Source organism: Streptomyces anulatus, assembly GCF_014650675.1.
GTDB lineage: Bacteria > Actinomycetota > Actinomycetes > Streptomycetales > Streptomycetaceae > Streptomyces > Streptomyces anulatus.
Map to the genome: position 1 here is coordinate 114,882 of NZ_BMVK01000008.1, position 25,532 is coordinate 140,413.

Sequence of the window (25,532 nt, forward strand, 5' to 3'; positions counted from 1 at the left end):
CCGGGAAGCCGTGGATCCGGAAGACAACTTCGCCGAAAGGGAACACGGTGCTCTCACCCGTCGCCGCGTCCGTCTGCCCCTCACGAGGCGGCGGAAAGGCCCGCTGGGAAGGTTTCTTCACCGGCCACCGGGTCTGGGACGAGACACGCGTCGCGGAGAGCGCGAAACGGCTTCTCGGCATGGACACCGCGGCCGTGGCGAGGGCCGCCGGCGAGGCGGTGCGGCCGTACCGGGCCCGGCCGGGCAGCACCGCCCCGTCGCTCCTGCTGCACACCACCACCCCCCTGCTCAAGGCGTTCGACGGCGACCTGGCCGCTCTGCTGAGCGGCCAGGAACCCCACGACGTGACCACGTACGTCGAGGCCAGGTCGGTCTATCTGGGCACCCCCGACGACCTCACCCTGGGCCGTACCGCGCCCTGGGCCGAGGCCGCGGCGCTCCGGGGCGTCCCCGCCGTGGACATCGGGGACCTGGACCACTACTACCTGACCCACGCCCTGCTGCTCATGGCGGAGGCCCACGAGGAGCGGGCGGACACCCCCCTGCGCCAGGTCATCGACTGGCTGCGCGACCGCCCCGACGCGGTGGTCCGGCTGTACGCACTGGACGTGGAGACACAGATCTTCCTGCTCTGGCTGCTCCGCAGGACCGGGCTGGCCGAACTGGCCACGGACGCCAACAGCCCGGCGGTCGCCACCGAATGGAACCGGAAGAACCACATCCATCCCACGGTCGCCGACGCCCGGGCGATGCCCGCGTCCGCACTGGAGCTGTCCCCCGAGGTACTGCTCGCCGCCGAGCAGCGTCTCGGCCGGGCCCACCGGCGGCTGGGGCTGACCGTCCCGGTCCTGCCCGGCTACACGATCGCCCGGACCGGCGTCGACCGGGACGCCTTCGTGGCCGACGTGCTCGACGCGGCCACCCTGCTCCGCACCCGTTACGGCCTGAGCCGGGCCGCGCTCAAGCCCGCCGACGCGGGCGACGGGGCGCGCATCGTGGGCAACCTGGACCTCGCCGACACCGACCGGCTGGCCGCGGAGGCCCGGACCGCGCACGCGGTCGGGGACGACCACCTCCTGGAGGCCTGGGTCACCTTCCTCACCGTCTCCCTGGGCGACGAGGAGGCCGGGCCCGGCTCCCCGCCGGCCCGCCGCGTCCCGGTCGTACCGTCGGGGCACATCCGCCACGGGCAGGTCGCCGAAGGACTGACCCTCCAGATGCTGGACGGCTACTCCTGGCGGGGCAACGACTACGTCGACGAGGCCGGCTGGACCGCTCTCGGGCTGCCCCGGGACGCCTACCGGACCGTCCGCGCCGCGCTGGCGGCGGTCCGCGAGGCCTTCCGAGGCCCGCAGAGCGTCGCGGACGGCAGCTACGGAGGACTGGTCACCGGCGGCATCGACTTCGCCGTGGGCCGGCTCGGCGGCGCGTTCGGCGACCGTCTTCTCGTCGGGGCGATCGACTTCAACCTCTCCGCGCACGGCGCCGAGAGCCTGCGCACCTTCCGGGACCGCGCCCGGGAGCAGGCGATCGACGAGCCGTACGCGTCGACCCGCGTCTTCCTGCCGCCGGCGGACCGGACGCTCCATCAGATGGCCGCGACGGCCCGGTCCATGGCCGTGCCCGGCGCCCTGCTGGAGGCGGTGGCCTGCGTACCGCGGCGGTGGGGCATGGTCGCCGCGACCGGCGCCGGGCCGGCCGTCGCCGCCGCCCGGGCCGAGGCGCTGGTCGCGGCTCTGACCGCGCCCGGCCCCCGCCCGTGATCAATTCGCAATCGATTCCGCTCTTGACCGAGACCCATCAACAGAGCGGGCGATTACGCTCCGAACCATGCCCAACAGCCCGTCCCCCACAGGCAGTCACGCCGCCGCCCTCACCGACCGTACGGACGACCGTCCCGTCTACGTCATAGGCGGCGGCCCCGGAGGCCTCGCCGTCGCCGCCTCGCTGCGCGCCCGGGGCGTACGGGCCGTGGTCCTGGAGAAGTCGGACCGGGTCGGCGCGTCCTGGCGCGGCCACTACGACCGGCTGCACCTGCACACGACCCGCCGCTGGTCGGCGCTGCCGGGGCTGCGCATGCCGCGCAGGTTCGGGCGCTGGGTGGGCCGGGACGACGTGGTGCGGTATTTGGAGAAGTACACCGAGCACCACGGGCTGGAAGTGGTCACCGGCGTCGAGGTGACGCGGATCGACCGGGCCCCCGACGGCTCCGGCGACTGGCAGCTCACGGCGACGGGCGGGCGGGTCCTGCGGGGCCGCGCGGTCGTCGTCGCCACCGGCTTCAACCACACCCCGCGCATCCCGGACTGGCCGGGCCGCGACACGTTCACCGGCGAACTGCTGCACGCCGCGCGGTACCGCGCCCCGGCCCCGTACGCGGACCGGGACGTCCTGGTCGTCGGCATCGGCAACACGGGCGCGGAGATCGCCGCCGACCTCGCGGAGGGCGGCGCGTCCCGGGTGCGCATCGCGGTCCGGACGGTCCCGCACATCGTCCGCCGCTCCACCGCGGGCTGGCCGGCCCAGGCCACCGGCATCCTGGTCCGCCGCCTCCCGGTGCGGCTCGTCGACCGCGCGGGGGCCGTGATGTGCCGGATCGCCGTGCCCGACCTGGCCGCCCAGGGCCTCCCCCGCCCCGACACCGGCCTGTACTCCCGGGTCCGCCAGGGCGCGATCCCGGTCCAGGACGTGGGGCTGATCGACGCGGTCCGGACCGGCGCGGTCACCCCGGTGGCGGCGGTCGCCTCCTTCGACAAGGACACCGTGGTCCTGGCCGACGGCACCCGCCTCACCCCGGACGCCGTCATCGCCGCCACCGGCTACGACCGTGCCCTGGAGCCGCTGCTCGGCCACCTCGACGTCCTGGACGGGCGGGGCCGCCCGGTCGCCCACGGCGGCCGCTCGCCGAAGGGGGCCCCGGGGCTGTACTTCACGGGCTTCACCAACCCGATCAGCGGGATGCTCCGCGAAATGGCCCTGGACGCCGAGAGGATCGCGAAGAGGGTGGCACGGGCGTCGCGCTGAGGGCCTTGGGCCCCCTCGTGCCGTGACGGCCGTCACTCTCCCGGATGTCACATCCTCCGGGGCCGGGTCCGTCCTGTGTGGGTAACCCCGGACGACAGCAGAGGGAGCACACCATGAACGCCCGACTCAACGCCTTCGCCAGCCCGGTCACGGGCAAGCTCGTGAAGCACCTGGTCTCGGCGGGCAAGGCCGTCGAGGACACGGCGCTGCCCGCGGTGACGCAGGAGCTGGTGAAGATCCGCGCGAGCCAGATCAACGGCTGCGGCGGCTGCCTGGACATGCACACCAAGGAAGCGGCCGCGGCCGGGGAGACCTCGCTGCGCCTCAACCTGATCGCCGCCTGGCGGGAGGCCACCGTCTTCACCGACGCCGAGCGCGCGGCGCTGGAGCTGACGGAGCAGGGCACCCGCATCGCGGACGCGGCGGGCGGGGTCCCGGACGACGTCTGGGCGAACGCCGCCGAGCACTACGACGAGGAGCAGCTTCTCGCCCTGGTCTCCCTGATCGCGCTGATCAACACCTTCAACCGGCTGAACGTCATCCTCCAGCAGCCGGCCGGCGGCTACCGGGTGGGGCAGTTCGCGTAACCGGGCGGACCGGGCCCGGGGCCTACGCCCACACCCCCGTGGCCGCGATGCGCCGCGCCCACGGTTCCAGGTCCGCCGCCTCCCGGCCGAGCACCCGGCGGACGCCGTCGGTCACCTCGGCCGAGTGGCCCGCGCGGTGCAGGGCGAACATCGCGCCCAGGGAGTCGGCGGCGGCCTCCGGCCAGCCCTGGGCGAGGAGTTCGGCGCGGTACGCCTCGGCGGTCAGCTCCTCGTAGCGGACGGGCCGGCCCGCCGCGCGGGCGATGGTCTCCACGGCCCCGGCGAAGGTGAGGGCGCGGGGGCCGGACAGTTCGTACGTGCGGCCCGCGTGGCCGTCCTCGGTGAGGACGGCCACCGCGACCGCCGCCACGTCGTCGGCGTCGACGAAGGGTTCGGGGACGTCCCCGATCGGCAGGGCGAGGCGGCCCGCGCGGAGCGGGTCCCGCCACAGGTCCTCGTCGAAGTTCTGGAAGAAGTTGTTGGGACGCAGGAGGGTCCACTCGGCCCCGGTCTCCCGGACCGCGTCCTCCGCCGCCGCCATGCCCCGGCCGAAGCCGTCGCCCGCGTGCTCGATGCCGTGGCCGGACAGGACCACGAAGCGGCGGACCCCGGAGGCCTCGGCGCGGGTCACGAACTCCTTGACGGGGGACGGGTCGTCGGGGGCGACCAGGTAGAGGGCGCCGGCCCCGGCGAGGGCCGGCTCCCAGGTGTCGGGGAGGGTCCAGTCGAACCGGACCTCGCCGGAGCGGGAGGCGGGACGGACCGCGGTGGTTCCGGTCGCGCGCAGCCGGGCCACCACCCGGCGGCCGGTCTTGCCGGTGGCCCCGAGGACGAGGATCCCGGGCGGGGTGCGGTGCGTGGTCTTCGTCGTCATGGGCCCAGTCCATCGCGGCGGCCCCTTCCGGACCATGGGCGTCCGTCCGTCGTCCATAGGTGTTCGTCCGGGGCGCCCGCGACACTGCCCAGGGAGTGTCCGCGAAGTATCGTCGTCCGCCCTCGCGGGCCGGGCGAGACTTTGCGGACACGACCTAGGCTGGGCGCCATGGACGTGTTCGACGAGCTGTTGCGGGGCGTGCGGGGCAGGGGCGCGGTGTTCGGCCGTTCGGTGCTGTGCGCACCGTGGTCACTGCGGTTCACGGACGGGGCGTATCTGACCCTGTGCCTGCCGTTGCGCGGTGCGGGGTGGATCGTGCCGGAAGGCGGCGAGCCGCTGCGGGTGAAGGTCGGCGAGGCGGCGATCGTCCGGGGTCCGGCCCCGTTCGTCTTCACCGACGACCCGGCGGACGGTACGGGGACGGAGCGGGCCGGCGACGTACGGGAGGTGCGCTGGGGCCAGGTCCGGGACACCGCAGCCCCTCCGGACCGCGGCCCCGAAATGGACTGCCCCACCGTGCTGTTGGCCGCCACCTATGACGTACGGGCGCAGGTCCCCCAGCGGCTCCTGCGGGCGCTTCCGCCGGCCCTCGTGGTGCCCGACGAGGAGGACTGCGCGCCGATGCGCGACTATCTGGAGGCGCAGCTCGGCGGCGGGCGGCCGGGCGATCAGATCGTGCTCGACCGGCTGCTGGACTGGATGCTGGTGTGCACGCTGCGGGACTGGTTCGACCGGCCCGAGGCGGATCCGCCGGGGTGGTACGGGGCGCTCGGCGACGAGGTGGCGGGGCCGGCGCTGCGGGCGATGCACGCGGACCCGGCGCACCCCTGGACGACGGCGGAGCTGGCGAGCCGCGCGGGGGTGTCCCGGACGACCCTGGCGAAGCGGTTCACCGAGCTCGTCGGGGACGGTCCGGTGGCCTACCTGACCGAGTGGCGGATGACGCTGGCGGCGGACCTGCTGACCCGCCCGGAGCTGACCGTGGCGGCCGTGGCCCGGCGGGTCGGCTACGCGGACGCGTTCGGCTTCAGCGCGGCGTTCAAGCGGCTGCGCGGCGAGAGCCCGAGCGCGTTCCGGCGGGAGGCGTCGGCACTCGGCCCGGTGGAGGCGGCCGCCCCGGCGGGGTGACATCCGTGCCGAGGCGCCGGAGCCTGCGGGCTCGTCAGCCGCCGATCGGCTGATACGTCTTCATCCGGTGCCGCCAGTAGACGAGGGCCAGGAGGCAGAGCGCGGGGCCCGTCAGCAGCGCCAGGTAGCCGAGCGCCGGGTGTCCCCCGTAGGCGTCGCTCCGGCCGAGGATGAGGGCGGTCGGCACGTAGGCGACATAGGCCACCGGAAGAATCGTGTACGACAGAAAGCGCGGTGCGGCGGACAGGATGCTCAGCGGGTAGGGGGTGACAGTCGACACGGTCGTCTCGATGCCGGTGCTGAGCCCCTCGAATCCGCCGTGCCGCAGGCCCGCCGCCGCGACGACGAGTTGCAGCGCGGCCTCGATGAGCGCGGCCCCGACGAGTGCGAGGAGCAGGACGGCGCACTCCCGCGGCCCCCAGCCGACGGCCGACTGCGCGACCGCGTAGGCCAGCAGCGCGAGGCCGGTGATCGTGTCGCCCACGGCATTGAAGTTGACCCGGAACAACAGCACTTGGGAGAGGACCGACAGGGGTGTCGTGAAGTAGCGGTCGAAGTTCCCTTCCCGCAGGAGTGTCTGGACGGCTGCGATGTTCGAGAAGAAGAACACGTAGAGGGCGTGGCCGCAGGTCCGCACCGCGACGATGAGCAGCACGTCCTGCCGGGACCAGCCGGCGAGGCTCTCGAAACGGGACATGAGAGCGACCACGAACAGTGCCATGGACCCCTGGAACAGGATCCCGTTGACGAGGGAGATGGTGAAGTCCAGCTTGTAGGCCTTCTGCGCCTTGAGCGAGTACCAGACGGTGAGGGCGTACACCCGGGTGAAGCGTCGTACGCGTGCGAGCACCGGGTCCGCCGCGAGGTGCACCGCCACGTCAGCCTCCGTCCGTGGGAACGCGCCGGGCCGCGCGGACCCAGAGGAATCTGGTCAGGCAGCCGATACCGACGGCCCAGGCGAGCTGCGACAGGGCCATGTGCGCGGTCTGCATGTCGATCCCCTCCGATTGGTAGACGACGATGGGAAGGTCGACGGTGAGATGGAACGGGAGCACGCGCACGGCGTCCTGCACGCTCTCGGAGAACAGCCAGAGCGGTATGACCGCACCGGAGAGCAGGTCCTGGAAGAAGAAGTACGTCCGGGTGATGCCGTAGTTGGAGATCGTCCAGAAGCACAGGAGTTCGAGCAGCATGCCGAGCTGGTAGGCGACGACCTGCCCCATGGCCAGGCACCACAGCGCGACGACCAGCACCTGCCAGGACGCGGGCGGGGAGATGACACCGCACAGGACCAGCAGGGCCGCCCCGGGCACCAGCCACATCAGGTTGTAGGCGAATCCGCCCATGGTGCGCAGGGCCAGGTAGCGCTGCGGGGCCATGGGGCGCACGAACCAGAAGACGAGGGTGCCCTCACGGATCTTCGAGCGCACCGAATCGCGCGCGGCGCCGCGGGTGCACAGCGTGAGCACGGCGAGGGCCGAATAGGTGCGGGCCTGCTCGGCACCGTCGCACGAGGCGCCGTCCGCGCCGCAGTAGACGGCCGTCCAGAGGGTGCTGAGCACCGCGATCTGCAGCACGGCGGAGAAGGCCGTGGCGGCGATTCTGGACGGGAACCGGGTCTCCGTGGTCGTCACCAGCAGCAGGGTCCGGATCGGCAGACGTGCCGGTGCGCCGGCTCCACCCGCCGTCAGCACGGTGCCGCCCCCAGGGCGACGGCCGGTCCGGCGGAGCGGAAGCGCAGCACGTCGTCGATGGTCACCTCTTCGACGGTCAGGCTCAGGACGTCCCCCCTGGCCAGCAGCCGGGCGACGACGTCCGGGGCCTCCTGGCCGTCCCCGACGCCGATCACGGCCTCCCCGTCGCCGGAGGCGAGAACGGCGAAGGAGGGTGACAGGTCGGGCCGGCCGGAGGCCGCGAAGGAGACCTTGACCCGTTGGCGGTAGCGCATCGACCCGAGGAACTCCGTGACGGTGTCGTCGAAGACGAGCCGCCCCTCCTCCATCAGCAACAGCCGTCCGCACAGGTGGGCGACGTCGGACATGTCGTGGGTGGTGAGCACCAGCGACTTGCCGGGCTCCTTCCCCCGCTCCGCGAGGACGTCCCGTACCCGGTCGCGCGTCGGCACGTCCATGCCGATGGTCGGCTCGTCCAGGAGCAGGAGGTCCGGGTCGTGCAGCAGCGCGGCGGCGAGATCGCAGCGCACCCGCTGCCCCAGGGACATGTGGCGGACGGGCTTCCCCCAGAAGGCGGCTATCTCCAGGCGTTCGTCCAGGAGCGCCAGCCTTCTGGTGAGGGTGACGCCGGGAATGCCGTACATCTCGCCGAGCACCCGGTACGAGTCGTACGCCGTCAGGTCCCACCACAGTTGGGTGCGCTGGCCGAACATGACCCCGATCCGGCCGGCCATGCTGCGACGTTTGGCCCAGGGGTCGAGCCCGACGACGCTCAGCGACCCCTCGTCGGGCCGGAGGATCCCGCAGATGGTCTTGATGAGCGTGGACTTGCCGGCGCCGTTGAGTCCGAGAAGCGCGACGCTCTCCCCCGAGGCGATGCGGAACGACACGTCCTCCATCGCGCGGCGGGCGGGCCGGGCCGCGGGAGCCCTGCGCCGGGGAAGGAGGCGGAGGCGGCCGGGCGTCCGGTAGGACTTGCCGATTCCGTGCGCCTCGATCACTGCCGGCGCCTGCCCGTGTGCATTCATGCCTGACGTCCTTGGGATTGATGCCCGGGGCGCGCCCGGGCGAGAGAGGTCACAGCCAGTTGCGCTGCGCTGCGGCGTAGCCGGCCTGGAAACGGCTGGTCGCGTCGAGGGAGTCCATGAGCCGGGCCACCGCCCGGCGGTAGGTGCGCAGCGCCATGCCCATGTCGCGGGCGGCCGCCTCGTCCTTGGCCCCCCGCGACAGTTGGCGCAGGATCTCGCGGGACAGCGGGGTGAGAGGTTCCTCCGCGGGCCGGGGCTCGTGGTCGTCCTCCTGTGCCGCCGAGGTCAGCATGCGTACGAGCATGGGGGTGAACGGCAGTCCGTGGCCGATGAGCGCACCGTCCCCGTAGTCGGTGCGGTTGCGTGCCAGCACGACGACCGAGCGGTCGACGATCACCATCCGGGGGTTCTGCGCGGGCGCCGTGTGGACCTCGACTCCCTGCTTCGCCAGGCCGACCAGCTCGCATCGCGGCAGGGCCGTGTCCTCGGGGTCGGCCGGGGGCAGGTAGACCCGCACGCTCACGCCGGGGGCCCCCGCCACGATCCGGGCGGCCGTCAGGTCCACCTCGCCGTCCAGTGCCGGGCCTCCGCGTGGCACGGCAAGCAGGACTTCCCGGCGAGCACTGTGGATCGTCCGACGCACCTGTGACAACCCGGCGAAGTTCATCTGCATCGCACACGCCCTCCATCGATCCGTCATTCCCGGTGGACCGGTCGGCTCGACCGGCCCCGACGGGCGACACGAAAGGTATGTACCATGCACAATTTTGTCAAGAAACTTGCCAACCCTTGGCGAGCGTCACGCAGCTGTGGTTACGTACTGGCCATCACCGGCGCTCGTCACCGCCGGCCGGGCACCGCCCGGCCCTCACACCCGTGCCAGGCGGGGACGAATCGCCCCACAGGGGAGTGAAAGAAAGAGACATGGACAAGCGAATCAAGAAGTTCTACGCACTGGCCGGCATCCTCGGACTGTTCGCGCTCGGCAGCCTGGCCACCACCCACGGAGCGGTCACCGAGACGATCGCCGCATCTCAGGGCAGCCTGGCGGCCCTCGCACCGGACGGCGACAGCGGACACATCGACTGGCCCTGACCCTGGCGGGAAATCGTCTCTCGGAGTGCGTCGGACCAAATCTTGCCAGTATGTTTCCCCCACATGACGTATGCGGCAGATTAATTTGACAGGGTTGCTGAATAAATGCCAGGGTGTCCACGTGTCTAGTCAGGTGCACCACACTTCGGATCAGCTGCAGTTCGGGCGTCGTCTGCGCACGCTGCGGCTGGCCCGCGGCATGTCGCAGGCGGAGCTCGCCGGGACGGAGATCTCGGCGACCTACCTGTCCCGTCTGGAGTCCGGCGCCCGGCCGCCGACGGAACGGGTCCTGTCACACCTGTGCGACCAGCTCGGTGTGACACCCGCGGCCTTCCAGCCCTCGACGGGCAGCACCCTCGCCCGGGCCCTCGCCACGGTCACCACCCTGGGCGAGGCGCCCGAGGCGGCGTCCGTACTGGAGGAAGCCCTTCAGCAGCCGTCGGAGGACGACGATCTCGCTCTGCGGTGGCAGGTGCAGTGGGTCCTGGCCCGCGCCTACCACGCGCAGGGGCGGTCGGCCGAGGAGTTCCGGCTGCTGGAGGAGCTGACCGAGCTGAGCGACGAGATCGGCCTTCCCGAGCTGCGCGTGCGCTCGCGCACGCAGCTGGCCCGCAGGGAACGCTCCGCCGGGAACCTGGTCTCCTCGCTCGCGCGGGCCGGCGACGCGGTCTCCCTGGCCGAGAGCCTGGGGCACCCCCACCACCTGATGGAGGCGACGCTCGTACTGATCTCCATCGAGGCGGAGAGCGGGCGCCTGGCCGAGGCCAGGGCCCGCGCCGATCAGCTGCTGGAGAGCCTGGGCGACCACGTTCCCGTCAAGGCGCGGGTGGAGGCGCTGTGGACGGCTGCCACCGTCCGAGGCAGGCAGGGGGAGGGCCCGGCCGCGATCGAGGCCATGCAGGCCGCCATCGCCCAGCCGGTCGGCAGCGAGGACCCCACCCTGTGGCTGCGGCTGCGGCTCGCGGCAGCCTCCCTCTACCTCCAGCTCGACCCACGCGACACCGAGCGCGCCCGGCAGCACCTCGACGAGGCCGGCTCCGCCGTGGAACTGATCAGCATGCCGCCGCTGCACCAGCGGGAGCTGTGGTTCCTCCAGTGCCAACTGGCCTACTACGAAGGCCGGCTGGACACGGCACGCGACCTGAGCGAGCGGCTCGGGGAGCGTCCCGAAGGGCTGGGCCGCCGGGATCTGGTGAGGCTCCAGCTCCTGCGGCACCGGATCGCGATCAGCGGCGGCGACCGGACCGCCGTGTCAGAGATGAAGAGTCTCGCGACCCGGGCCCAGCAGTCCGGCGACGCCGATCTGGCGGCGGAGGCCTGGCGGGGCCTGGTCGAGAGCCTCACCCCGCCCACCGACGACCCGGATCACGGCTGAGCCCACCGGTCCGGGCGCGGTGCCCCGGACACGATCAGGGAGCACGATGACCAGTTCCGCCACCGCCCCGGACCCACCGCACCGCACCGTGATCAGACCGTGGCCCGTGGACCGGCCCGCCGTCCGCGTCTTCCTCTTCCACCACGCGGGCGGCACGCACCACTTCTTCCGCGACTGGGCCGGACTCTTCCCCGCCGATTGGGAGGTCCTCCTCATGGAGGCGCCCGGCCGAGGGAGCCGGGCGGGGCACCGCTGCCAGGACATCGGCGAACTGGCGGAACTGCTCCGCCGGGAGGTCCACCCGCTGCTCGACCGGCCCTACGGGTTCTTCGGCCACAGCATGGGCGCGCTCGTCTGTACGGAACTGGCCCGACGTCTGCGGGCCCGGGGCCCCGGGCCCCGGTGGCTGGGCCTGTCCGCCTGGAGCGCGGACCGAGCGGCCCCGGACGGCCGCCGGACGAACCGCTCCCTCCTGCCCGACCCCCAACTGCGTTCCCTCGTCGTCGCCATGGGGGGCACGCCTCCCGAGATCCTGGAGAACGACGCCATGTGGCGGCGGTTCTCCCCTGCGATACGGGACGACTTCCGCCTGCTCGACACCACCGACCCGAGCCTCTTCGCGCCGGTCGCCGGAGTGCCCCACTCCCTGTTCGGCGGGGATGACGACGCCACGCTCCCGCCGGAGCAGCTCATCGCCCTGGCCCGGAGCCTGCCGGCGCCGCTCCATCTCCACCCCGGCGGCCACTTCTACCTGCGGGAGCACCGCCGCTCCGTGGCCCGGCAGATCACCGAGGACCTCGGCAGGGCGCTGCGGGACGACGCCCGGTGACCAAGGGGGTCCTGCCGCTCCACGCCGTCGGCGCGGACACCCGGTGTTCCCCACCCGGGAAGGCCTGCGGCAGCCCCGGTCGGCCGGGACCGCCCGGTCACCCCGGCAACTCGTCCCGGATCTCCCGTAGGGCCCGCACCGCCGCCTCCAGCACACCGGCGTCGCCCGACAGCCCGCCGAGCGCCGCCTCGGCGCGGATCCGGTAGTCCACCGGCCGGTCGTCCATCGCGTCGGCCTCGTGCAGCGCGCCCTTCTCGTTGAGCACATAGCGGCCGTTGCGGGCGAAGACCACCTGGTTCATACAGGCGAGGGCCCGGTGCAGCAGCCCGGTGACCTGATGCAGATCGCCCCGCCGGGCCGGGGACAGCGCATTGTCGAGGGAGAACGTGGCCTCCCAGCCGAACTGCGCCACGACCGCCCGCAGGAGCGCCGGCGGATAGGGCTCCACCAGGGTGCGCAGTTCCGCCAGCGCCCCGTGCGGATCGTGCAGCGGCACGTTGTGGCTCACCTCGCCCGCGTAGATCGTCGAGACGAAGCCGTGCGGATGACCCGGCTGGTAGTGGGTGGTGACCACGCCCGACGCGGCGTCGCGCAGGACCTCACCGACCCGGGTGAAGTCCCGGAGCAGGAAGTCCGTGCGGTAACCGTCGACGGTCAGCCAGACGCCGCCGTCGATCCAGGGACCCCATGCCCCGTACCTGCCGTGACCGGCGGGCCGGCCGTGATCGTCCAGCTCCTTCGCGGCGTCCAGGACCGACGAGAACGGCGGCCGCTCCCGGGAGTCGTAGTACAGACCGATGTCGATGTCGGAGTCCGGCCGCTCCCGGCCCCGTGCCCGGGAGCCGCCGAGCACGATCCCGACGAGACCGGGCAGTTCCGCGAGCCGGGCGCCGATCCGGTCGATGGTGGCGGCGGGATCGGGTCCAAGGGTCATGGCTGCTCTCCCTGCGGTGCGCGCCGGCGAGGGCCGGCGCACGTGCATCGTGCCCCACGGCGAACACGGTCCCGGCGCCTGGCACGTTCCTGCCAGCACCCCCGCGCCGGTGGCAGGTGGCATGAAGTAGCCACCTCCGGCCGATGGGGCATCGCCTCTGCCTACCGTTCCGCTACCTGATGGACCGGGGGCCTCGCCGCCCTCCGTGGGAAAGGCCTTCCGTTGACAGACAGTTCACACGAACCTCACCGCGACCCCGCAGTGGTCGGAGGGGAACAGACCCTCGGCGTCGGGCTCCGTCCCCAGCAGCCGGCCACCCGGTCCGGCCGTCAGTCCGTCGGCCGGCCGGTACAGGACGTAGTCCAGCCGCCAGGTGGGACCGGGCATCGGCATGGTCAGGGCCCGCGGATCGCCGCCGCCCCCGGTCCAGGCGTCGGCCAGCTCTCCCCCGGCCAGCAGGTCGCGCATCGGCGCCCCGTCGGCGGGGCAGTTGAAGTCCCCGCAGAGCAGCAGGGGCCGGTCGGAGGGCGCCGACGCGGCGAGCGCCCCGAGCTCCGCGATGCGGGCCGCCCGCACCGCGTCGGGGCCGACCGGCACATGCACCACCCACAGGCGCGCTGCCGCCACCTCCACCTCCAGGACCACGGGGTGTCCTCCGAACGCACCCTCCGTTGACCGCAGCGGAATCTGACGGCAGCCCAGCACCGCGTCCCGGCTGAGCACGGCGAGGCCCTCGGTGAAACCGGCGCCGGACGGCGCCACGTGATACCCCAGCCGCTCGGCCAGTTCATGGGCGCGGCCACGCCCTCCCCCCGCCGGGTCCACGACCTCCTGGAGCGCCACCAGATCGGGCCCCGCCTCCCGGAGGGCGCGGACGAGTCCCTCGCGCCGGGCGGCCCACACCGTCTCCTCCCGGTCCAGGCCGAGACCGGGCGAGCCCTCGACGGCGCCCCTGAGAACGGATCTGTCACGCCAGTACCGATGGGGCACTCCCGTGCCCCAGATGTTGTACGTGGCGACCCCGAAACCCCTGCTCAACCCCATGAATCACACCCTAGAGGAACGGAGTTCCCCATGTCCCAGCGTGCCCTGGTCACCGGTGCCGGCGGATTCATCGGCAGTCATCTCGTGAGCTACCTGCGACACCGGGGCTGGTGGGTCCGCGGCGTCGATCTGAAGCGGCCGGAGTTCGGCCCCTCGGACGCCGACGAGTTCGTCGTCGGCGACCTCCGCGATCCGGCCGTCGCCGCGACCGCCTGCGAGGGCGTCGACGAGGTCTACGCCCTCGCGGCCGACATGGGCGGGATGGGCTTCATCTCCCGCGACCCGGCGACCATCCTGCACAACAACGCCCTGATCAACATCAACACCATCCGCGCGGCGCAACTGGCGGGCGTCACCCGCTACTTCCTCGCGTCCTCGGCCTGCATCTACCCCGAGCACATCCAGACGACGCCGGACGCCTCGGCGCTCCGCGAGACGGACGCCTTCCCGGCCGACCCGCAGGACTCCTACGGGTGGGAGAAGCTCATGGCCGAACTCCTGTGCCGTTACTACCACGAGCAGTACGGCATGGAGGTGCGCGTCGCCCGGTACCACAACATCTACGGTCCGAACGGGACGTACGACGGCGGCCGGGAGAAGGCCCCGGCGGCGATGTGCCGCAAGGTGGCGCTGGCGTCCGAGGACGGTTCGATCGAGGTGTGGGGCGACGGGAGCCAGACCCGTTCCTTCTGCTACGTGGACGACTGCGTCGAGGGCACCTACCTGCTGATGCGCAGCGACCACCGTGAACCGCTGAACATCGGCTCCGACCGGCTCGTCAGCGTCGACGAGCTCGCGCACCTGGTGTTCGCCGCGGCCGGGCGGGACGGTCTGGGCATCGAACACATCGAGGGGCCGCAGGGCGTACGGGGCCGGAACTCCGACAACACGCTGCTGCGGAAGGTACTCGGCTGGGAGCCCACCGTGCCCCTGGAGAAGGGCCTGCTGGAGACGTACCAGTGGATCTCCCGCGAACTCGCCGCACGGAGCGTGGCATGACCGCGAGCATCGGGTGCATCGCCCTCTTCGACCTCGACGGCACCCTGGTCAGGCCCGGTTCGCCGCTCCAGCGGGCCCACATGGACGCCATGGCGGCGGCCATCGCCGCCGCCACGGGCACCCGGGAGACGTTCGTCTACCGGGGTGGTGAGCTGTTCTACCGTGAGGTCAATCTGGCCGGTTTCACCGACGCGGGCACGGTCCGGGCCGCCCTGGTGCTGGCGGGGCTGTCCGACGACGAGGCCGACCTGCGCCTGCCGCGGGTCATCGCCGACATGGTGGAGCGCCTGGACCGCGTGCCGCTCCCCCGGGCGGGCCGGGCCGACGCCGACCTGCTGCCCGGTGCGCGCGAGGTCCTGGAAGGGTTGCGCGACGCCGGGTTCGAGCTGGGCATGAGCACGGGCAACGCCCGTGCCGTCGCCCGCTGGAAGATGAGCGCCGCCGGACTCGCCGACCTCCTGGACGACGGCGGGTTCGGTGACACGGCCGTGCACCGGGACGACGTGGCGCGCGCCGGCGTCGCCGCGCTGGCCACCGGTGGCACGCCGCCGCGCGGCGTGCTCGTCGGCGACACCGTCCGGGACGTCACCGCCGCCCACGCGGCCGGGCTTCCCTGCCTGGCCGTCACGACCGGTGCGGCGGACGCCGGCGAACTGCTGGCGGCCGGCGCGGACGCCGTCCTTCCCGGCTTGTCCGACCGGGCCGTCGAGACGCTCGTACGTCTCTGCTCACCGGCCGGCTCACCGGCCGACGCCCTCACCCACCCGAACGGGAGCTGACGTGACCACTGCCCCATCCGCCCGGCGCATCGACGTCGTGATGACGACCATCGGCGACAGCGAGCCCTTCTTCGACGCCTACCGCGGTCTGATCGCGCGGCACGGCGGCGACGAGCACGTCCGGTTGATCGCGATACCCGACCGCAAGACGCCGCGACGCTTCTTCGAGGTCTGCGACAAGGCCCGCGCCGACGGCCTCGACGTGCTGAGCCCGACCGTCGACGAGCAGGACGCGCTGCTCGGGCGGCTCGGTGCGCCGTCCTTCGTCCCCCACCACTCCGACAACCGCCGCAACATCGGCTATCTGCTCTCCTGGACGGCCGGTTCCGATCTGCTGATCTCCGTCGACGACGACAACTTCCCGCACGCCGACGACTTCTTCCGGCAGCATCTGACCGTGCTGGCGGGACAGCGCGACTATCACACCGTCGACAGCGCTTCCGGCTGGTGGAACCCCTGCGAACTGCTCGACGTCCAGCCGCTCCAGGTGTACCCGCGCGGGTACCCGTACCAGCATCGGGTGCCGGACTCCGCGCGGGAGAGCACGGCCCCCGCCGACGTCCGGATCAACGCCGGTCTGTGGCTGGGCGACCCGGACGTCGACGCGATCACCAGGATCGCCGTCGGGCCGGAGGTGCGCTCGCTCACCCGCCCCGAGGCCGTGCTCTCCAGGGGAACCTGGGCGCCCGTCAACTCCCAGAACACCGCCGTGCACCGGGACGCCGTGGCGGCCTACTACTTCCCCCGGATGGGATACCGGCACAACGGTCAGGTCATCGACCGGTACGCCGACATCTTCAGCGGCTACTTCGTCCAGGCCTGCGCCAAGCACCTCGGCCACGCGGTCCGCTTCGGCACCCCCCTGGCCCTGCACGAGCGCAACGACCACTGGCTGCTGAACGACCTGCGGCAGGAGCTGCCGGCCATCACGGTGCTGGACGACATCCTGGCCTGGCTCCAGGACGCCCGGCTCGACGGAAGCACCTACCACGAGGCCTACCGCTCGCTGTCGCAGCAGCTCCAGGACGCCGTGGAGACCATGGACGGTCCGGTGTGGACCCAGGAGATGCGCGGGTTCTTCCACCAGATGGCCCACCTGATGCGCCAGTGGCTGACGGTGCTCGACCGTTCCGCCGATCTCGCCCCGTGAGCGGCAGAACGGTCCTGGTGACGGGCGCCACCGGCGCGATCGGCCGGGCCGTGGCCACCGCGCTCCACGGTCCCGGGACCACGCTCGTCCTGCACTACGGTCACGACCGGGCCGCCGCCGAGAACCTGCGCGACGCACTGCTTCCGGGCGCGGCCCGGGTCGAGACCGTACGGGCGGATCTGGGCGACCCCGAGGCGGTCACGGCGCTCCTGGAGACCGTGGAACGCACGGTCGGGCCCCCCGACGTGCTGGTGAGCAACGCGGCCGTGCTGCGGCCCGGGGCGGCGCACCGGGTGCGCCTGTCCGACTGGGACGAGAGCATCGCGGTCAACCTCACCGCCGCGATGCTCCTCGCCCGGGGCGTCCTGCCCGGGATGACCCGGCAGGGGTGGGGCCGTCTGGTCTTCACCACCTCGGTGGCCGGGCTGACCGGCTGGCCGTTCCAGACCGCGTACGCCTCCTCCAAGGCGGGGTTGCTGGGACTGACCCGGACCATCGCCCGTGAGACGGCGCGCTTCGGGGTCACCGCGAACGCGGTGGCCCCGGGGTACGTCCCCTCCGCCATGAGCTCGGCCGGCGGAGACCGGGCACGCGAGGCGATCCTCGCGCAGACCCCGATGCGGCGGGCCGGTACGCCCGACGAGGTGGCGGCCGTGGTCGGCTTCCTCTGCTCCGAACAGGCTTCCTACCTGACCGGCCAGGTAGTGGCGGTCGACGGAGGGATGAGTCTGTGAGCCACGCCCTGCTGTTCCCGGGCCAGGGGGCGCAGTTCCCCGGCATGGCCCAGCGCTGGTACGAGAAGTACGGCGAGGTGCGGGACCTGTTCCAGCGGTCCGAGGAACGTACCGGGCTTCCGCTGCGCACCCTGTGCTTCGGTACGTCGCGGGAGGACCAGGCACGCACCGACTGGACCCAGCCCTGTGTGCTGACCGCGTCCCTGGCGGGCCATCTGGCCCTCGGCCGCTTCCTGCGGGAACACGGGGCGCCGACGGCCCCGGCCGCGGTCGCGGGGCACAGCCTCGGCCACTTCACCGCTCTGGTGGCCGCCGGGGTCCTGGACGGCGACACCGCCCTGGACCTCGTGCACCGCCGCGGCCGGATCATGTTCGCGGCGAGCAGGGAGCGGCCCGGAGCCATGGCGGCGCTCCTCGGGCTGAAGCTGCCCCGGGTGCGGGCCCTCGTCGACGGCGTCCCCGACGGCGTGGCGACGGTGGCCGCCGTCAACGGCCCCGACCAGATCATCGTCTCCGGCGACCGCGCCGCCCTGACGTGGGTGGGGGGCGAGGCCCTGCGCGCCGGCGCGGAGCGCGTGGTCCCGCTCGCCATCGGGATCGCCGCGCACTCGCCCCTGATGGCCGCGGCGCAGGAGGAGTTCGCCGAAGAGCTCCGCGGTCTGCGGCTCGCCGTGCCGCGTGTCCCCGTCGCGCTGAACACCACGGGAACGCTGACCACCGATCCGGCCCGGATCCGGGAGGACCTGCTGGTCCACATGGTCCGGCCCGTCCTGTGGTGGGACTCCGTCGCGGCCGTTCGCGGGCTCGGCGTCCGCCGTCTTCTCGACGTCGGCCCCGGCCGCACGCTCAGCAAGGTGCTGCGCCGCGACCTGGCCGACGGCACTGTGCTCGCCCATGACACCCCCCGAGGCCCGGAGGCCCTGCTGACATGACGATCCGTACCCTGTTCTTTCCCTGGTCCGCCGGCGGCGGCGCCGGGTACACCGGGCGCGGCCTGGCCGCGGCGGACCGGCTCGACGACCGGTTCACGGTGGCGTTCGGCCCGTCGGCGGTGACCCGGATGGTCGCGGAGGCCGGGTACCCCGTGGTGGGGACGCCCTCCCCGGGCGGCCCCCCGGAGAAGGTCCCGGCCTTCCTGCCGTTCACCGACGTGGAGCGGGTGTACGCGGTGACGGCGCGCTACTACCGCACCGGCGTCCTGACCGAGCACCTGCGCCGCGACCTGGCGGCCATCGACGCCTACCGTCCGGACATCGTGGTCACCGACATGCAGCCGACGGCCGTGCTGGCCGCCAGGCTGCGCGGGCTGCCGGTGGTGTCGCTCGCCGACACCGACTTCCTGTACGACGAGCCGTGCCCGTGGATGCCGTGGAACACCGCGTCCCCGACGAAGCTGCTGCCCCACCCGGACGCCCTCACGGCCCTCAGCGAGCTGGCCGTGGGACAGGGCCTCCCCCCGGTGGGCCATGTCCGTGACCTGCTGTGGGGCGACCGCACGGTGGTGCCGAGCGCGCCCGAGGTGGAGCCGGTGCCCCGGCCGCCCGCGGGCCGGGCGGCGGCGGACTACGTGGGGCCGCTGTACTGGGACCCGCCGGGCGCGCCCTTCCGGCCGGACCGCCGTGAGGGCGATCACCACGTCTACGTGACGATCGGGAGCGGGGGCATGGTCACGGAGCGCGCGCTGGACGAGGTCCTCACGGCGCTGGACCGGCCGGGCTTCACCGTCTTCCTCTCAGCGGGCTTCTCGGCCGCCGACCGACTGCGGCGGCACGCCAACGTCCAGGTCGGCGGGTTCACCGGGATCACGGGCCCGATCGGCTGGGCCGACCTGGTGCTCAGCCACGGCGGCTACTCCACCGTGCTGGCGTCCCTGGAGCAGGGGAAGCCGCAGGTCGTCCTGCCGTTCATGTCCGAACAGGAGGCGAACGGGCGGTACTTCGTCGAACGGCACGGTGCGGGGCTGGTGGCGCGGACCACCGAGGTCGATCCGCACAGCGGCGCGCTCACCTACGTCAACCGGCACGGCGGCGTCACCGACGACCCGGTGGTTCCCGCCGCCGAGATCGCCCGGACCGTGGACGAAGTGCTCGGCGACAGCGCGTTCGCGGCGCGGGCGGGGTACGCGAGCGCCTCGCTCGCGCGGCACCGGGCCGAGGCCGACCTGTCGGAGATCTTCGCGTCGGTGGTGCGCTGACCGACGACGTGAGGGGGACGACCCGGCCGGGTCGTCCCCCTCACACGGCGCGGCGGACGCGCGGTCACCGCAAGGTGTCCAGCAACTCCGCACGCAGGATCTTGCCCGCCGCGCTGCGCGGCAGCGCGCCCACCCGGTGAATGGCCTGCGGGACCTTGTACGGAGCCAGGGCCGTCGCCAGGAGCGCGCGCAGCTCGTCCCGCCGGAAGGCGTCCGACGCCTCGACGAAGAGGCACAGCCGGGTGGCCCCGGGCACCGAGGTGTCGCCCACGACCGCGCAGTCCTTGACCGGCGCGTAGCCGCGCACGGACGCCTCCACCTCGGCGGCGGAGACCTTGTTGCCCGCGATGTTGATCACTCCGCCCGCCCGCCCGAGCAGCCGCAGCCGGCCGTCGGCGTCCAGCCGGCCGAGGTCGCCGGTCCTGCGCGGGCCGGCCAGTGTCTCCGACGTGCCGTCGGCCCCGAGCAGCCTGCCCGGGGCGCCGGAGGTCTCCACCACCACCTCGCCCCCGGGGGCGACCGTGAGCCCGACGCCCGCCAGGGCCCTGCCCACTCCGTCGGCGCGTCCCTCGGCGTCCACGGTGAGCATGCCGTGCTCGGAGGTCCCGAAGTGTTCTCCGACCGGCCAGCCCACCCCGCGTTCCCAGGCGGCCCGCTGGTCCGGCAGGAACGGTGATCCGGCCGACAGGCACAGCCGGGGCGGGCGGGCGACCGCCAGCCCGCCCGCGTACCACTGGTAGAGCAGCGGCACCGACAGCAGCACGTCGACACGGTGCCGGTCCAGTGCGGCGGCCAGGGCCGCCGGACCGGTGCGCCGGGCCGCGCCGACACAGGTCGCCCCCGCCATCAGGGAGCCGACGATCCCGCCGCACACCGCGTAACTGTGGTGCGGCGGCGTGGTGCACAGGACGACCTCCCCCTCGCCGAGTCCCAGCGCGGAGGCGAACGCGGCGGCGTTGGAGGCGACGGCGGACCAGGGGCGTTCGACGCACTTGGGCGGGCCGTCGACACCGGAACTGGTCAGGCCGAGTCCCGCTGCGCCGGTGGGAGGCGCCGTACGGAAGATGCTCCGCACCCGCTCGTGTTCGCCGGGCCGCCCCTGTGCGTCGAGCAGGAGCAGCCCCACGTCGGCGATGGCCGCGGCGACGACGGCGACGGCCGTCTCCACCGCGCACCCGGCGACGAGATGACGTCGCGGGACCGGGCTTTCGGCACGCCAGTCGTCCGCCGTCCGCCGTGCGCGCCGGAGCAGTTCCGCGTAACCGACGGAGGCCCGGGGCGACACGACGGCGAGGCGTTCGGGCGCGGTGCTCGCCACCTCGGCGATCCGTGCGGCCAGCCGGCCGGGGGCGCCGGGACTCATCCGAGTACCAGCGCGTCACGGAGGCCCGCCGCCCGGGAGACCACCACGAGGGGCTCCGCCGCGTCCGCCAGCAGGCGCAGGAGGCCGGGCCCCGCGGTCCGTACGGTGGTGCCCGCACGCCCGGCCGGCGCGTCCGCGCCGTCGCCTTCGCCTTCGCCGGACCGGTGCACGGTCAGGGACGGCCCCCTCCCGCCACCCGCCGTCAGTACCAGGGCGGTGGCGCGGCCCTCGGGGGGAGCGCCGGCGGCGGTCCCGGGACCGTCCGGGCAGGGGGCCGCGGCGAACGGTGTCAGTGCCTCGTACTCCGCGACGACCACGGTCGCGGCGCGGCCGGACCGGATCCTGCGCACCGCGTGGGCCACGGCCTGGAACTCGGCGTCGGGCCCCACCAGGGTGGCGCTCGCCCCGCCCAGGCCGAGGTCCAGGGCGGCGGCGGACACCATCGCGTGCGGCGAGTAGTGCAAGAACTGTTCGGGGTCGAGCCATTTGGGCCCGGCCTCGCGCAGTTGCTCGTGCATCACCTCGGCCACGTGCGAGGTGCCGTACCAGGTGGCCGCCACGAACTCGGTCTCCGTGCGGCCGGGTACCCCGCCCGCCCGCTCGATGGCCTCGGCGACCGTGGCGGTGAACCGGGTGGACAGGTCACGGACGAGGGCCGGGGCGTTTTCCCAGCCCTCGCGCCCGCGCGCACGCTCGCGCCAGTGGGCGGTCAGGTCGAACTCCGTGGCGGCGGCGCCCGCCCGCCGGGCACCGGTTCCGTCGCTCCTCGTCGCGGTCATGCTCGCTCCCATACCAGTGCCGTGTTCACGCCGCCCAGTCCGCAGGAGACCGACAGCGCGTACCGCGGGGAGGCCTCGCGCGGCTCCCGGACGATGTCGAGTTCCGCCCAGCGCTCGTCGAAGGGCTCGCCGCCGAACGTGGGAGTGATCACCCCCCGGGCGAGGGACAGCAGACACACCGTCGACTCGATGACCCCGGCCGCACCCTGGCAGTGCCACAGCACTCCCTTGGAACTGTTCAGCGGCACCCGGGGCAGGTGGTCTCCGAACACCGCCCGCAGGGCCTCCGTCTCCGCCACGTCGCCGAGCTTCGTGCCCGGACCATGGGTGTTCACGAAGGACACCTCCGGCGGCGTGATCCCGGCGTCGGCGAGCGCGCGTCGCACCGCCAGTTCGATGCCCCCGGCCTCGGGGGCCGCCAGATGGCTCGTCAGGCTGCTGGCGCCGTATCCCACCAGCCGGCCGCCTGCCGCGGACGTCCCCCGGCTCCCGGAGGCGTCGGGGGCGGGCGGGCCGTCCGTCCTGCGCAGCAGAACGGCCGCGGCGGCCTCGGAGATCGCGATGCCCCGTCGCTCCGAGCTGAAGGGGCGACAGCCGTCCGGGCTCAGCGTGCGCAGCGCGGCGAGCCCGTGGAACCCGGTCTCCGAGACCGTGTCGGCGCCGACCACCAGCACCTCGTCGGCGTCCCGGGACCGCAGCGCCTCCAGGGCGTACCCCAGGGCCACCGCCCCGGAGGCCGAAGCGCTGCCGATGACGGTGGCGCTCCCGCCCAGCCCGAGGGCGGCCGCCGCCCGGCGGGCGAGGTTGCCCACGAACGCCGGGCCGGACGGTGCGGGGCCCGTGTCCATCGCGTGGGCCAGGGCGCTGCCACCGGTGTCGGTGGTCCCCACGACGAGATGGACGCGGGTGCGGTCGGCCACCCCGGCCTCCGCGAGAGCCTGCTCGGCCGCCGCGAGGAGCAGGGTGAGCAGTCGCCCGGGCGAGGTGATCTCCTCGTCGGTGGCCCCCGGCACGACGCCGGCCCGGTGGCGGCCCTCCGGCTGGTAGGGCACCGGAACCCGGTGGGCCGTGCCGTCGAGCAGGGAGTCCCACAGTGCGTCCACGCCGTGGCCGGTGGGGGCGACGACCCCGAGTCCGGCCGCTTCGAACCTCTCCGCCGCCGGTGCGCCCGGGCCGATCGCTTCGGCCAGGGCGGCGATGGAGAGGTCCGGCAGGAACAGCACCTCGTCGTCGATCACCGCGCCGGTGCGCTGCTGCAGTTCGGCGGTGAGCGCGATCAGCGCGACCGAGTCCAGGCCCAGTGCCAGCAGCGGTTCCTCGTCGGTGAGCCGGTCGACGTCCGCGCGCACCGCCCGGGTGGCGAGCGCCTCCCGGACCAGTGCCGCGCGGTCACCCATGGCCGAGGGCGGCCTCCGCCGCCCGGAATCCGGCCGCGGTGGCCTCCAGCGCCGTCGCGATGTCCTTCTCGGTCATGGCTCCGCAGATGTACCAGTGATGGTTGGGGTGCAGGAGCACTCCTCGCCGGATCGTCTCGGTGTAGAAGGCGTCCCGCGCCCGGGCCAGCGCCTGTTCGTCGGGGTCGGTGAACCGCAGGAACGGCATCTGCGGTACGCCGACGGCCTCGGCGCTCACCGGGGAGGCGGTGGCCTGGCCGTCGAGCCCGCGCAGGAACTGCTCGCCGAGCGCCTCGACATGCTTGAGCACCGGCGTGTCACGGAGCTGCGTGATCGTCGCGAGGGCGGCGGCCATCTCGGCGCCGTTCACGTGGAAGGTGGAGCCGATGTGCACCTCCCCGACCGTCCGCATGACCCGTTCCGAGCCGACGAGGACGGAGATCGGGTAGCCGTTCGCCATGGCCTTGCTGAAGGTCACCAGGTCGGCGGTCACCCCGTACTTCTCCTGGGCGCCGCCCAGGCTCATGCGGAAGCCCGAGCGCATCTCGTCCAGCACGAACAACGCACCGTGCGCATGGGCGAGTTCGGCGGCGGCCTGGAGGAATCCGGGGGCCGGCGGCTCCACCTCGAACGGCATCATCAGCAGGCAGGCGATCTCGCCGGGGTGCGCCTCGAACTCCGCTTCGAGGCTGGCGAGGTCGTTGTACGTGAAGGTGCTGACGGCCTGGGCGGGGACCCCGCCGGGGCGGGTGGCGCACCAGTCGTGCCAGCCGTTGTATCCCCAGCGGACGACTCGCTCGCGGCCGGTGTGCGCGCGGCTGACGCGGACGGCGGCACTGGTCGCGTCGGACCCGCTCTTCAGCAGGAACACCCGCTCGGCTCCCGGGATCACCGAGGTGAGCAGTTCCGCGAGCTCCACCTGCACCCGCTTGCGCAGGGTGATCGCGAAGCCGTCCCGGATCTCCTCGGCGACCGCGGCGGAGACGACCGGGTCGGCGTGGCCGAGGATGATGGTGCCGTAGGCGAGGATGAAGTCGAGGTACTTGTTGCCGTCGACGTCCCACACATGGGCGCCGGAGGCCCGTTCGGCGAAGACCGGGTACTCGCCGTCGACGAGCCGGTCGCGGGGCAGGACGTAGCCGGAGTAGGCCAGCGTCGCGTCGACCTTGGCGGCCCTGGCCAGCAGGTCCCGGGAACCGCTCAGGGCGAGCGGCGTGCTGGATGCGCTCATGGTTGGACTCCTTCGAAGGTCACGTGGGTCACGGAGTGCGCGGCGGGGCTCGCCGGGGCGGGGGCGGCCGGTCCGGGCGGTGTCACGTCCTCGGCGAAGCACCACGCCCGCATGTCCTCCACCCGGCGCCACAGCCGGTCGTCGGCGGGGCGCGCGGTCCCGTCGCCGGCCTCCGGCGTACCGGAGGAGACGGCCACCAGGGCGGCCAGGGCCCGTCGCGCGGACCCGAACACCGACAGCACCGGCCGGTAGACGGTGCGGTCCTGCGCCTCCTCGCCCGCGTACCGGTGGGCGCCGAGCAGGGCCAGGCCGAGCCGCTGGGAGGCGGCCGCGGCCGACCGTGCGGCGTCGGCCACCGCCGGGTCGGTGTCCCGGACGGACAGGGCGGTCAGGAACAGCGCGGGCTGCAGTTCACCGAGGACCAGTACGTGCAGGGCGCGGGCCATGGGACCGGTCAGCCCCTCGCGTTCCCAGCGTTCGGCGAAGCCGTCCAGCGCCGCGAGGTCCTCGGCCAGCCACCGGGTCATCGGCCGTACGAGGGTCTCGCGCAGCGAGTCCGCGGTGTCCTCGGGCGGTTCGAAGTGCACGGTGGCGAAGCGGCAGGCGCTGCGCACCACGGCCGGGGAGACCGGGATCCGCCGGACGAACCCGTCCTCGGGGGGAGCGTCGGTATCCAGTACCTCGAGCTCCGTCGCGGTGGCCCCGATGACGAGGACCATGTGGTCGAGGAAGTGGTGCCTGCCCTCGAACTCGTCCCCGGGCCAGTAGAAGCGGTCGGGCATCAGGATCACCGGGGAGCCCTCGGTGACCAGCCGTGTCAGCTCGCCCCAGTGCTCCCGCCCGTCCACGGCGTTGCGCCAGGAGAGCCGGCCGCTGCGGAACCGGGCCGGCTCACGCCTGCCACCGGTCAGGTCGACCGGCAGGGCCAGGGCCCGTGCCACGTCCAGCGGGGCGAAGCCCTGGGCCCGCAGGACCGCTTCGGTGCAGCGCAGCAGACAGCTGAGGCCGTCCAGCGGCCCGGTCCGCCAGCCCAGCGAGCGGGCGGGGTCGAACACGGGCCGCTCCCGGTCAGCCATCGGCCCGGGTCCGGACGGTCGCGGCCAGGTCCCGCACCGTCTCGTACTGCCCGAGGTCGAAGTCGGCGTCGTCGAAGTCCGCGTCGTCCGTGCGCTCGAAGGTGGTCAGCAGGTACACCAGATCGATCGAGTCGACGCCCAGATCGTCCAGCCGGGCGTCCGGGGTGACCTGCACGGTGACGGAGTCCCGCTGCTGCAGGAGCTCCATGACGCGGTCCAGATGGGTAACGGTCGAGCTCATG

The 25,532-nt window shown here is 73.4% G+C and carries 26 protein-coding genes; 13 read left to right on the forward strand and 13 right to left on the reverse strand.

All coding sequences use genetic code 11. The features are described 5' to 3' along the window. Nucleotides 1–47: 47 nt before the first annotated feature. From IE272_RS21210 to IE272_RS21220, 3 genes are all read left to right on the forward strand, one after another. The gene (locus tag IE272_RS21210) at nucleotides 48–1,763 is read left to right on the forward strand and encodes a hypothetical protein (protein ID WP_190007521.1); all 1,716 of its coding nucleotides are present in this window, start codon (nucleotides 48–50) and stop codon (nucleotides 1,761–1,763) included. Between the two features lie 67 nt (nucleotides 1,764–1,830). Further along, nucleotides 1,831–3,024 carry a flavin-containing monooxygenase gene (locus tag IE272_RS21215; RefSeq protein WP_190007523.1) on the forward strand — a complete coding sequence of 398 codons (1,194 nt, stop codon included), beginning with the start codon at nucleotides 1,831–1,833 and terminating at the stop codon, nucleotides 3,022–3,024. A 113-nt stretch (nucleotides 3,025–3,137) separates the two neighbouring features. Continuing rightward, nucleotides 3,138–3,611, forward strand: coding sequence for a carboxymuconolactone decarboxylase family protein (locus IE272_RS21220; RefSeq protein ID WP_190007525.1), 474 nt, complete (start codon nucleotides 3,138–3,140; stop codon nucleotides 3,609–3,611). A 22-nt stretch (nucleotides 3,612–3,633) separates the two neighbouring features. Here IE272_RS21220 and IE272_RS21225 read toward each other — a convergent pair whose 3' ends face one another. Continuing rightward, on the reverse strand, nucleotides 3,634–4,485 hold the full coding sequence (locus tag IE272_RS21225) for an NAD(P)H-binding protein (RefSeq protein ID WP_050361088.1): 852 nt from the start codon (nucleotides 4,483–4,485) through the stop codon (nucleotides 3,634–3,636). Between the two features lie 168 nt (nucleotides 4,486–4,653). Between IE272_RS21225 and IE272_RS21230 the strand changes: the two genes are divergently transcribed. After that, on the forward strand, nucleotides 4,654–5,613 hold the full coding sequence (locus IE272_RS21230; RefSeq protein WP_050361089.1) for an AraC family transcriptional regulator: 960 nt from the start codon (nucleotides 4,654–4,656) through the stop codon (nucleotides 5,611–5,613). A gap of 34 nt (nucleotides 5,614–5,647) precedes the next feature. Here IE272_RS21230 and IE272_RS21235 read toward each other — a convergent pair whose 3' ends face one another. Genes IE272_RS21235 through IE272_RS21250 form a run of 4 tightly spaced genes read right to left on the reverse strand, consistent with a single transcriptional unit; the run spans nucleotide 5,648 to nucleotide 8,912 of the window. Continuing rightward, nucleotides 5,648–6,490, reverse strand: a complete 843-nt coding sequence (locus IE272_RS21235) for an ABC transporter permease (RefSeq protein ID WP_057665139.1) — start codon at nucleotides 6,488–6,490, stop codon at nucleotides 5,648–5,650. A 1-nt stretch (nucleotide 6,491) separates the two neighbouring features. Continuing rightward, nucleotides 6,492–7,247 (reverse strand): ABC-2 family transporter protein, encoded by a 756-nt coding sequence (locus tag IE272_RS21240; protein WP_157875648.1) that lies wholly within the window; start codon nucleotides 7,245–7,247, stop codon nucleotides 6,492–6,494. Between the two features lie 53 nt (nucleotides 7,248–7,300). Then, nucleotides 7,301–8,314 carry an ATP-binding cassette domain-containing protein gene (locus IE272_RS21245; RefSeq protein WP_063804532.1) on the reverse strand — a complete coding sequence of 338 codons (1,014 nt, stop codon included), beginning with the start codon at nucleotides 8,312–8,314 and terminating at the stop codon, nucleotides 7,301–7,303. A gap of 49 nt (nucleotides 8,315–8,363) precedes the next feature. After that, nucleotides 8,364–8,912 carry a helix-turn-helix transcriptional regulator gene (locus IE272_RS21250; protein WP_050361093.1) on the reverse strand — a complete coding sequence of 183 codons (549 nt, stop codon included), beginning with the start codon at nucleotides 8,910–8,912 and terminating at the stop codon, nucleotides 8,364–8,366. Nucleotides 8,913–9,238: 326 nt separating this feature from the next. Here IE272_RS21250 and IE272_RS21255 point away from each other — a divergent pair, with 326 nt between their 5' ends. The 3 genes from IE272_RS21255 to IE272_RS21265 all read left to right on the forward strand — a co-directional run bounded on the left by IE272_RS21255 (nucleotide 9,239) and on the right by IE272_RS21265 (nucleotide 11,613). Then, complete coding sequence (locus IE272_RS21255; RefSeq protein ID WP_179890859.1) at nucleotides 9,239–9,409, forward strand: hypothetical protein; 171 nt, start codon at nucleotides 9,239–9,241, stop codon at nucleotides 9,407–9,409. A 121-nt stretch (nucleotides 9,410–9,530) separates the two neighbouring features. Continuing rightward, entirely contained in the window at nucleotides 9,531–10,784 is a 1,254-nt protein-coding gene (locus tag IE272_RS21260) for a helix-turn-helix domain-containing protein (RefSeq protein ID WP_158071396.1), read from the forward strand. A gap of 46 nt (nucleotides 10,785–10,830) precedes the next feature. After that, on the forward strand, nucleotides 10,831–11,613 hold the full coding sequence (locus IE272_RS21265; protein WP_056701362.1) for a thioesterase II family protein: 783 nt from the start codon (nucleotides 10,831–10,833) through the stop codon (nucleotides 11,611–11,613). Nucleotides 11,614–11,710: 97 nt separating this feature from the next. On the opposite strand, the gene IE272_RS21270 is transcribed toward IE272_RS21265, so the two are convergent. Both IE272_RS21270 and IE272_RS21275 read right to left on the reverse strand, forming a co-directional pair. Further along, the gene (locus IE272_RS21270) at nucleotides 11,711–12,547 is read right to left on the reverse strand and encodes a nucleotidyltransferase domain-containing protein (RefSeq protein ID WP_050361096.1); all 837 of its coding nucleotides are present in this window, start codon (nucleotides 12,545–12,547) and stop codon (nucleotides 11,711–11,713) included. A gap of 234 nt (nucleotides 12,548–12,781) precedes the next feature. Beyond that, complete coding sequence (locus IE272_RS21275) at nucleotides 12,782–13,591, reverse strand: endonuclease/exonuclease/phosphatase family protein (protein WP_050361097.1); 810 nt, start codon at nucleotides 13,589–13,591, stop codon at nucleotides 12,782–12,784. A 30-nt stretch (nucleotides 13,592–13,621) separates the two neighbouring features. Between IE272_RS21275 and IE272_RS21280 the strand changes: the two genes are divergently transcribed. From IE272_RS21280 to IE272_RS21305, 6 genes are read left to right on the forward strand one after another with little or no spacing between them, the layout of a single operon-like run. Next, on the forward strand, nucleotides 13,622–14,590 hold the full coding sequence (locus IE272_RS21280; protein WP_050361098.1) for an NAD-dependent epimerase/dehydratase family protein: 969 nt from the start codon (nucleotides 13,622–13,624) through the stop codon (nucleotides 14,588–14,590). Further along, nucleotides 14,587–15,369 carry an HAD family hydrolase gene (locus IE272_RS21285; protein ID WP_050361099.1) on the forward strand — a complete coding sequence of 261 codons (783 nt, stop codon included), beginning with the start codon at nucleotides 14,587–14,589 and terminating at the stop codon, nucleotides 15,367–15,369. Before IE272_RS21280 ends, IE272_RS21285 begins: the two co-directional genes overlap by 4 nt. A gap of 1 nt (nucleotide 15,370) precedes the next feature. Continuing rightward, nucleotides 15,371–16,519, forward strand: a complete 1,149-nt coding sequence (locus IE272_RS21290; RefSeq protein WP_159103687.1) for a hypothetical protein — start codon at nucleotides 15,371–15,373, stop codon at nucleotides 16,517–16,519. Continuing rightward, on the forward strand, nucleotides 16,516–17,253 hold the full coding sequence (locus tag IE272_RS21295) for an SDR family oxidoreductase (protein WP_050361100.1): 738 nt from the start codon (nucleotides 16,516–16,518) through the stop codon (nucleotides 17,251–17,253). The genes IE272_RS21290 and IE272_RS21295 overlap by 4 nt, the downstream gene beginning before the upstream one ends. Next, complete coding sequence (locus IE272_RS21300) at nucleotides 17,250–18,185, forward strand: ACP S-malonyltransferase (RefSeq protein ID WP_050361101.1); 936 nt, start codon at nucleotides 17,250–17,252, stop codon at nucleotides 18,183–18,185. The genes IE272_RS21295 and IE272_RS21300 overlap by 4 nt, the downstream gene beginning before the upstream one ends. Beyond that, nucleotides 18,182–19,447 (forward strand): glycosyltransferase, encoded by a 1,266-nt coding sequence (locus IE272_RS21305; RefSeq protein ID WP_050361102.1) that lies wholly within the window; start codon nucleotides 18,182–18,184, stop codon nucleotides 19,445–19,447. The genes IE272_RS21300 and IE272_RS21305 overlap by 4 nt, the downstream gene beginning before the upstream one ends. A 64-nt stretch (nucleotides 19,448–19,511) precedes the next feature. Here IE272_RS21305 and IE272_RS21310 read toward each other — a convergent pair whose 3' ends face one another. Genes IE272_RS21310 through IE272_RS21335 form a run of 6 tightly spaced genes read right to left on the reverse strand, consistent with a single transcriptional unit; the run spans nucleotide 19,512 to nucleotide 25,531 of the window. After that, on the reverse strand, nucleotides 19,512–20,810 hold the full coding sequence (locus IE272_RS21310; protein WP_190007526.1) for a class I adenylate-forming enzyme family protein: 1,299 nt from the start codon (nucleotides 20,808–20,810) through the stop codon (nucleotides 19,512–19,514). Then, the gene (locus tag IE272_RS21315) at nucleotides 20,807–21,589 is read right to left on the reverse strand and encodes a beta-ketoacyl-[acyl-carrier-protein] synthase family protein (protein WP_190007534.1); all 783 of its coding nucleotides are present in this window, start codon (nucleotides 21,587–21,589) and stop codon (nucleotides 20,807–20,809) included. The genes IE272_RS21310 and IE272_RS21315 overlap by 4 nt, the downstream gene beginning before the upstream one ends. Continuing rightward, complete coding sequence (locus IE272_RS21320; protein ID WP_050361105.1) at nucleotides 21,586–22,986, reverse strand: beta-ketoacyl synthase N-terminal-like domain-containing protein; 1,401 nt, start codon at nucleotides 22,984–22,986, stop codon at nucleotides 21,586–21,588. The genes IE272_RS21315 and IE272_RS21320 overlap by 4 nt, the downstream gene beginning before the upstream one ends. Then, complete coding sequence (locus tag IE272_RS21325) at nucleotides 22,979–24,214, reverse strand: aspartate aminotransferase family protein (RefSeq protein ID WP_050361106.1); 1,236 nt, start codon at nucleotides 24,212–24,214, stop codon at nucleotides 22,979–22,981. Before IE272_RS21325 ends, IE272_RS21320 begins: the two co-directional genes overlap by 8 nt. After that, complete coding sequence (locus IE272_RS21330; protein ID WP_056712176.1) at nucleotides 24,211–25,269, reverse strand: hypothetical protein; 1,059 nt, start codon at nucleotides 25,267–25,269, stop codon at nucleotides 24,211–24,213. Before IE272_RS21330 ends, IE272_RS21325 begins: the two co-directional genes overlap by 4 nt. Nucleotides 25,270–25,282: 13 nt before the next feature. After that, complete coding sequence (locus IE272_RS21335; protein WP_050361108.1) at nucleotides 25,283–25,531, reverse strand: phosphopantetheine-binding protein; 249 nt, start codon at nucleotides 25,529–25,531, stop codon at nucleotides 25,283–25,285. Nucleotide 25,532 lies beyond the last annotated feature (1 nt).

Bases quoted from the DNA above. Each gene is read 5' to 3' on its own strand.
- IE272_RS21215 (WP_190007523.1), top strand. From the start codon at position 1,831: ATGCCCAACAGCCCGTCCCCCACAGGCAGTCACGCCGCCGCCCTCACC.
- IE272_RS21220 (WP_190007525.1), top strand. From the start codon at position 3,138: ATGAACGCCCGACTCAACGCCTTCGCCAGCCCGGTCACGGGCAAGCTC.
- IE272_RS21225 (WP_050361088.1), bottom strand. From the start codon at position 4,485: ATGACGACGAAGACCACGCACCGCACCCCGCCCGGGATCCTCGTCCTC.
- IE272_RS21230 (WP_050361089.1), top strand. From the start codon at position 4,654: ATGGACGTGTTCGACGAGCTGTTGCGGGGCGTGCGGGGCAGGGGCGCG.
- IE272_RS21245 (WP_063804532.1), bottom strand. From the start codon at position 8,314: ATGAATGCACACGGGCAGGCGCCGGCAGTGATCGAGGCGCACGGAATC.
- IE272_RS21255 (WP_179890859.1), top strand. From the start codon at position 9,239: ATGGACAAGCGAATCAAGAAGTTCTACGCACTGGCCGGCATCCTCGGA.
- IE272_RS21265 (WP_056701362.1), top strand. From the start codon at position 10,831: ATGACCAGTTCCGCCACCGCCCCGGACCCACCGCACCGCACCGTGATC.
- IE272_RS21270 (WP_050361096.1), bottom strand. From the start codon at position 12,547: ATGACCCTTGGACCCGATCCCGCCGCCACCATCGACCGGATCGGCGCC.
- IE272_RS21275 (WP_050361097.1), bottom strand. From the start codon at position 13,591: ATGGGGTTGAGCAGGGGTTTCGGGGTCGCCACGTACAACATCTGGGGC.
- IE272_RS21280 (WP_050361098.1), top strand. From the start codon at position 13,622: ATGTCCCAGCGTGCCCTGGTCACCGGTGCCGGCGGATTCATCGGCAGT.
- IE272_RS21285 (WP_050361099.1), top strand. From the start codon at position 14,587: ATGACCGCGAGCATCGGGTGCATCGCCCTCTTCGACCTCGACGGCACC.
- IE272_RS21305 (WP_050361102.1), top strand. From the start codon at position 18,182: ATGACGATCCGTACCCTGTTCTTTCCCTGGTCCGCCGGCGGCGGCGCC.
- IE272_RS21310 (WP_190007526.1), bottom strand. From the start codon at position 20,810: ATGAGTCCCGGCGCCCCCGGCCGGCTGGCCGCACGGATCGCCGAGGTG.
- IE272_RS21315 (WP_190007534.1), bottom strand. From the start codon at position 21,589: ATGACCGCGACGAGGAGCGACGGAACCGGTGCCCGGCGGGCGGGCGCC.
- IE272_RS21320 (WP_050361105.1), bottom strand. From the start codon at position 22,986: ATGGGTGACCGCGCGGCACTGGTCCGGGAGGCGCTCGCCACCCGGGCG.
- IE272_RS21325 (WP_050361106.1), bottom strand. From the start codon at position 24,214: ATGAGCGCATCCAGCACGCCGCTCGCCCTGAGCGGTTCCCGGGACCTG.
- IE272_RS21335 (WP_050361108.1), bottom strand. From the start codon at position 25,531: ATGAGCTCGACCGTTACCCATCTGGACCGCGTCATGGAGCTCCTGCAG.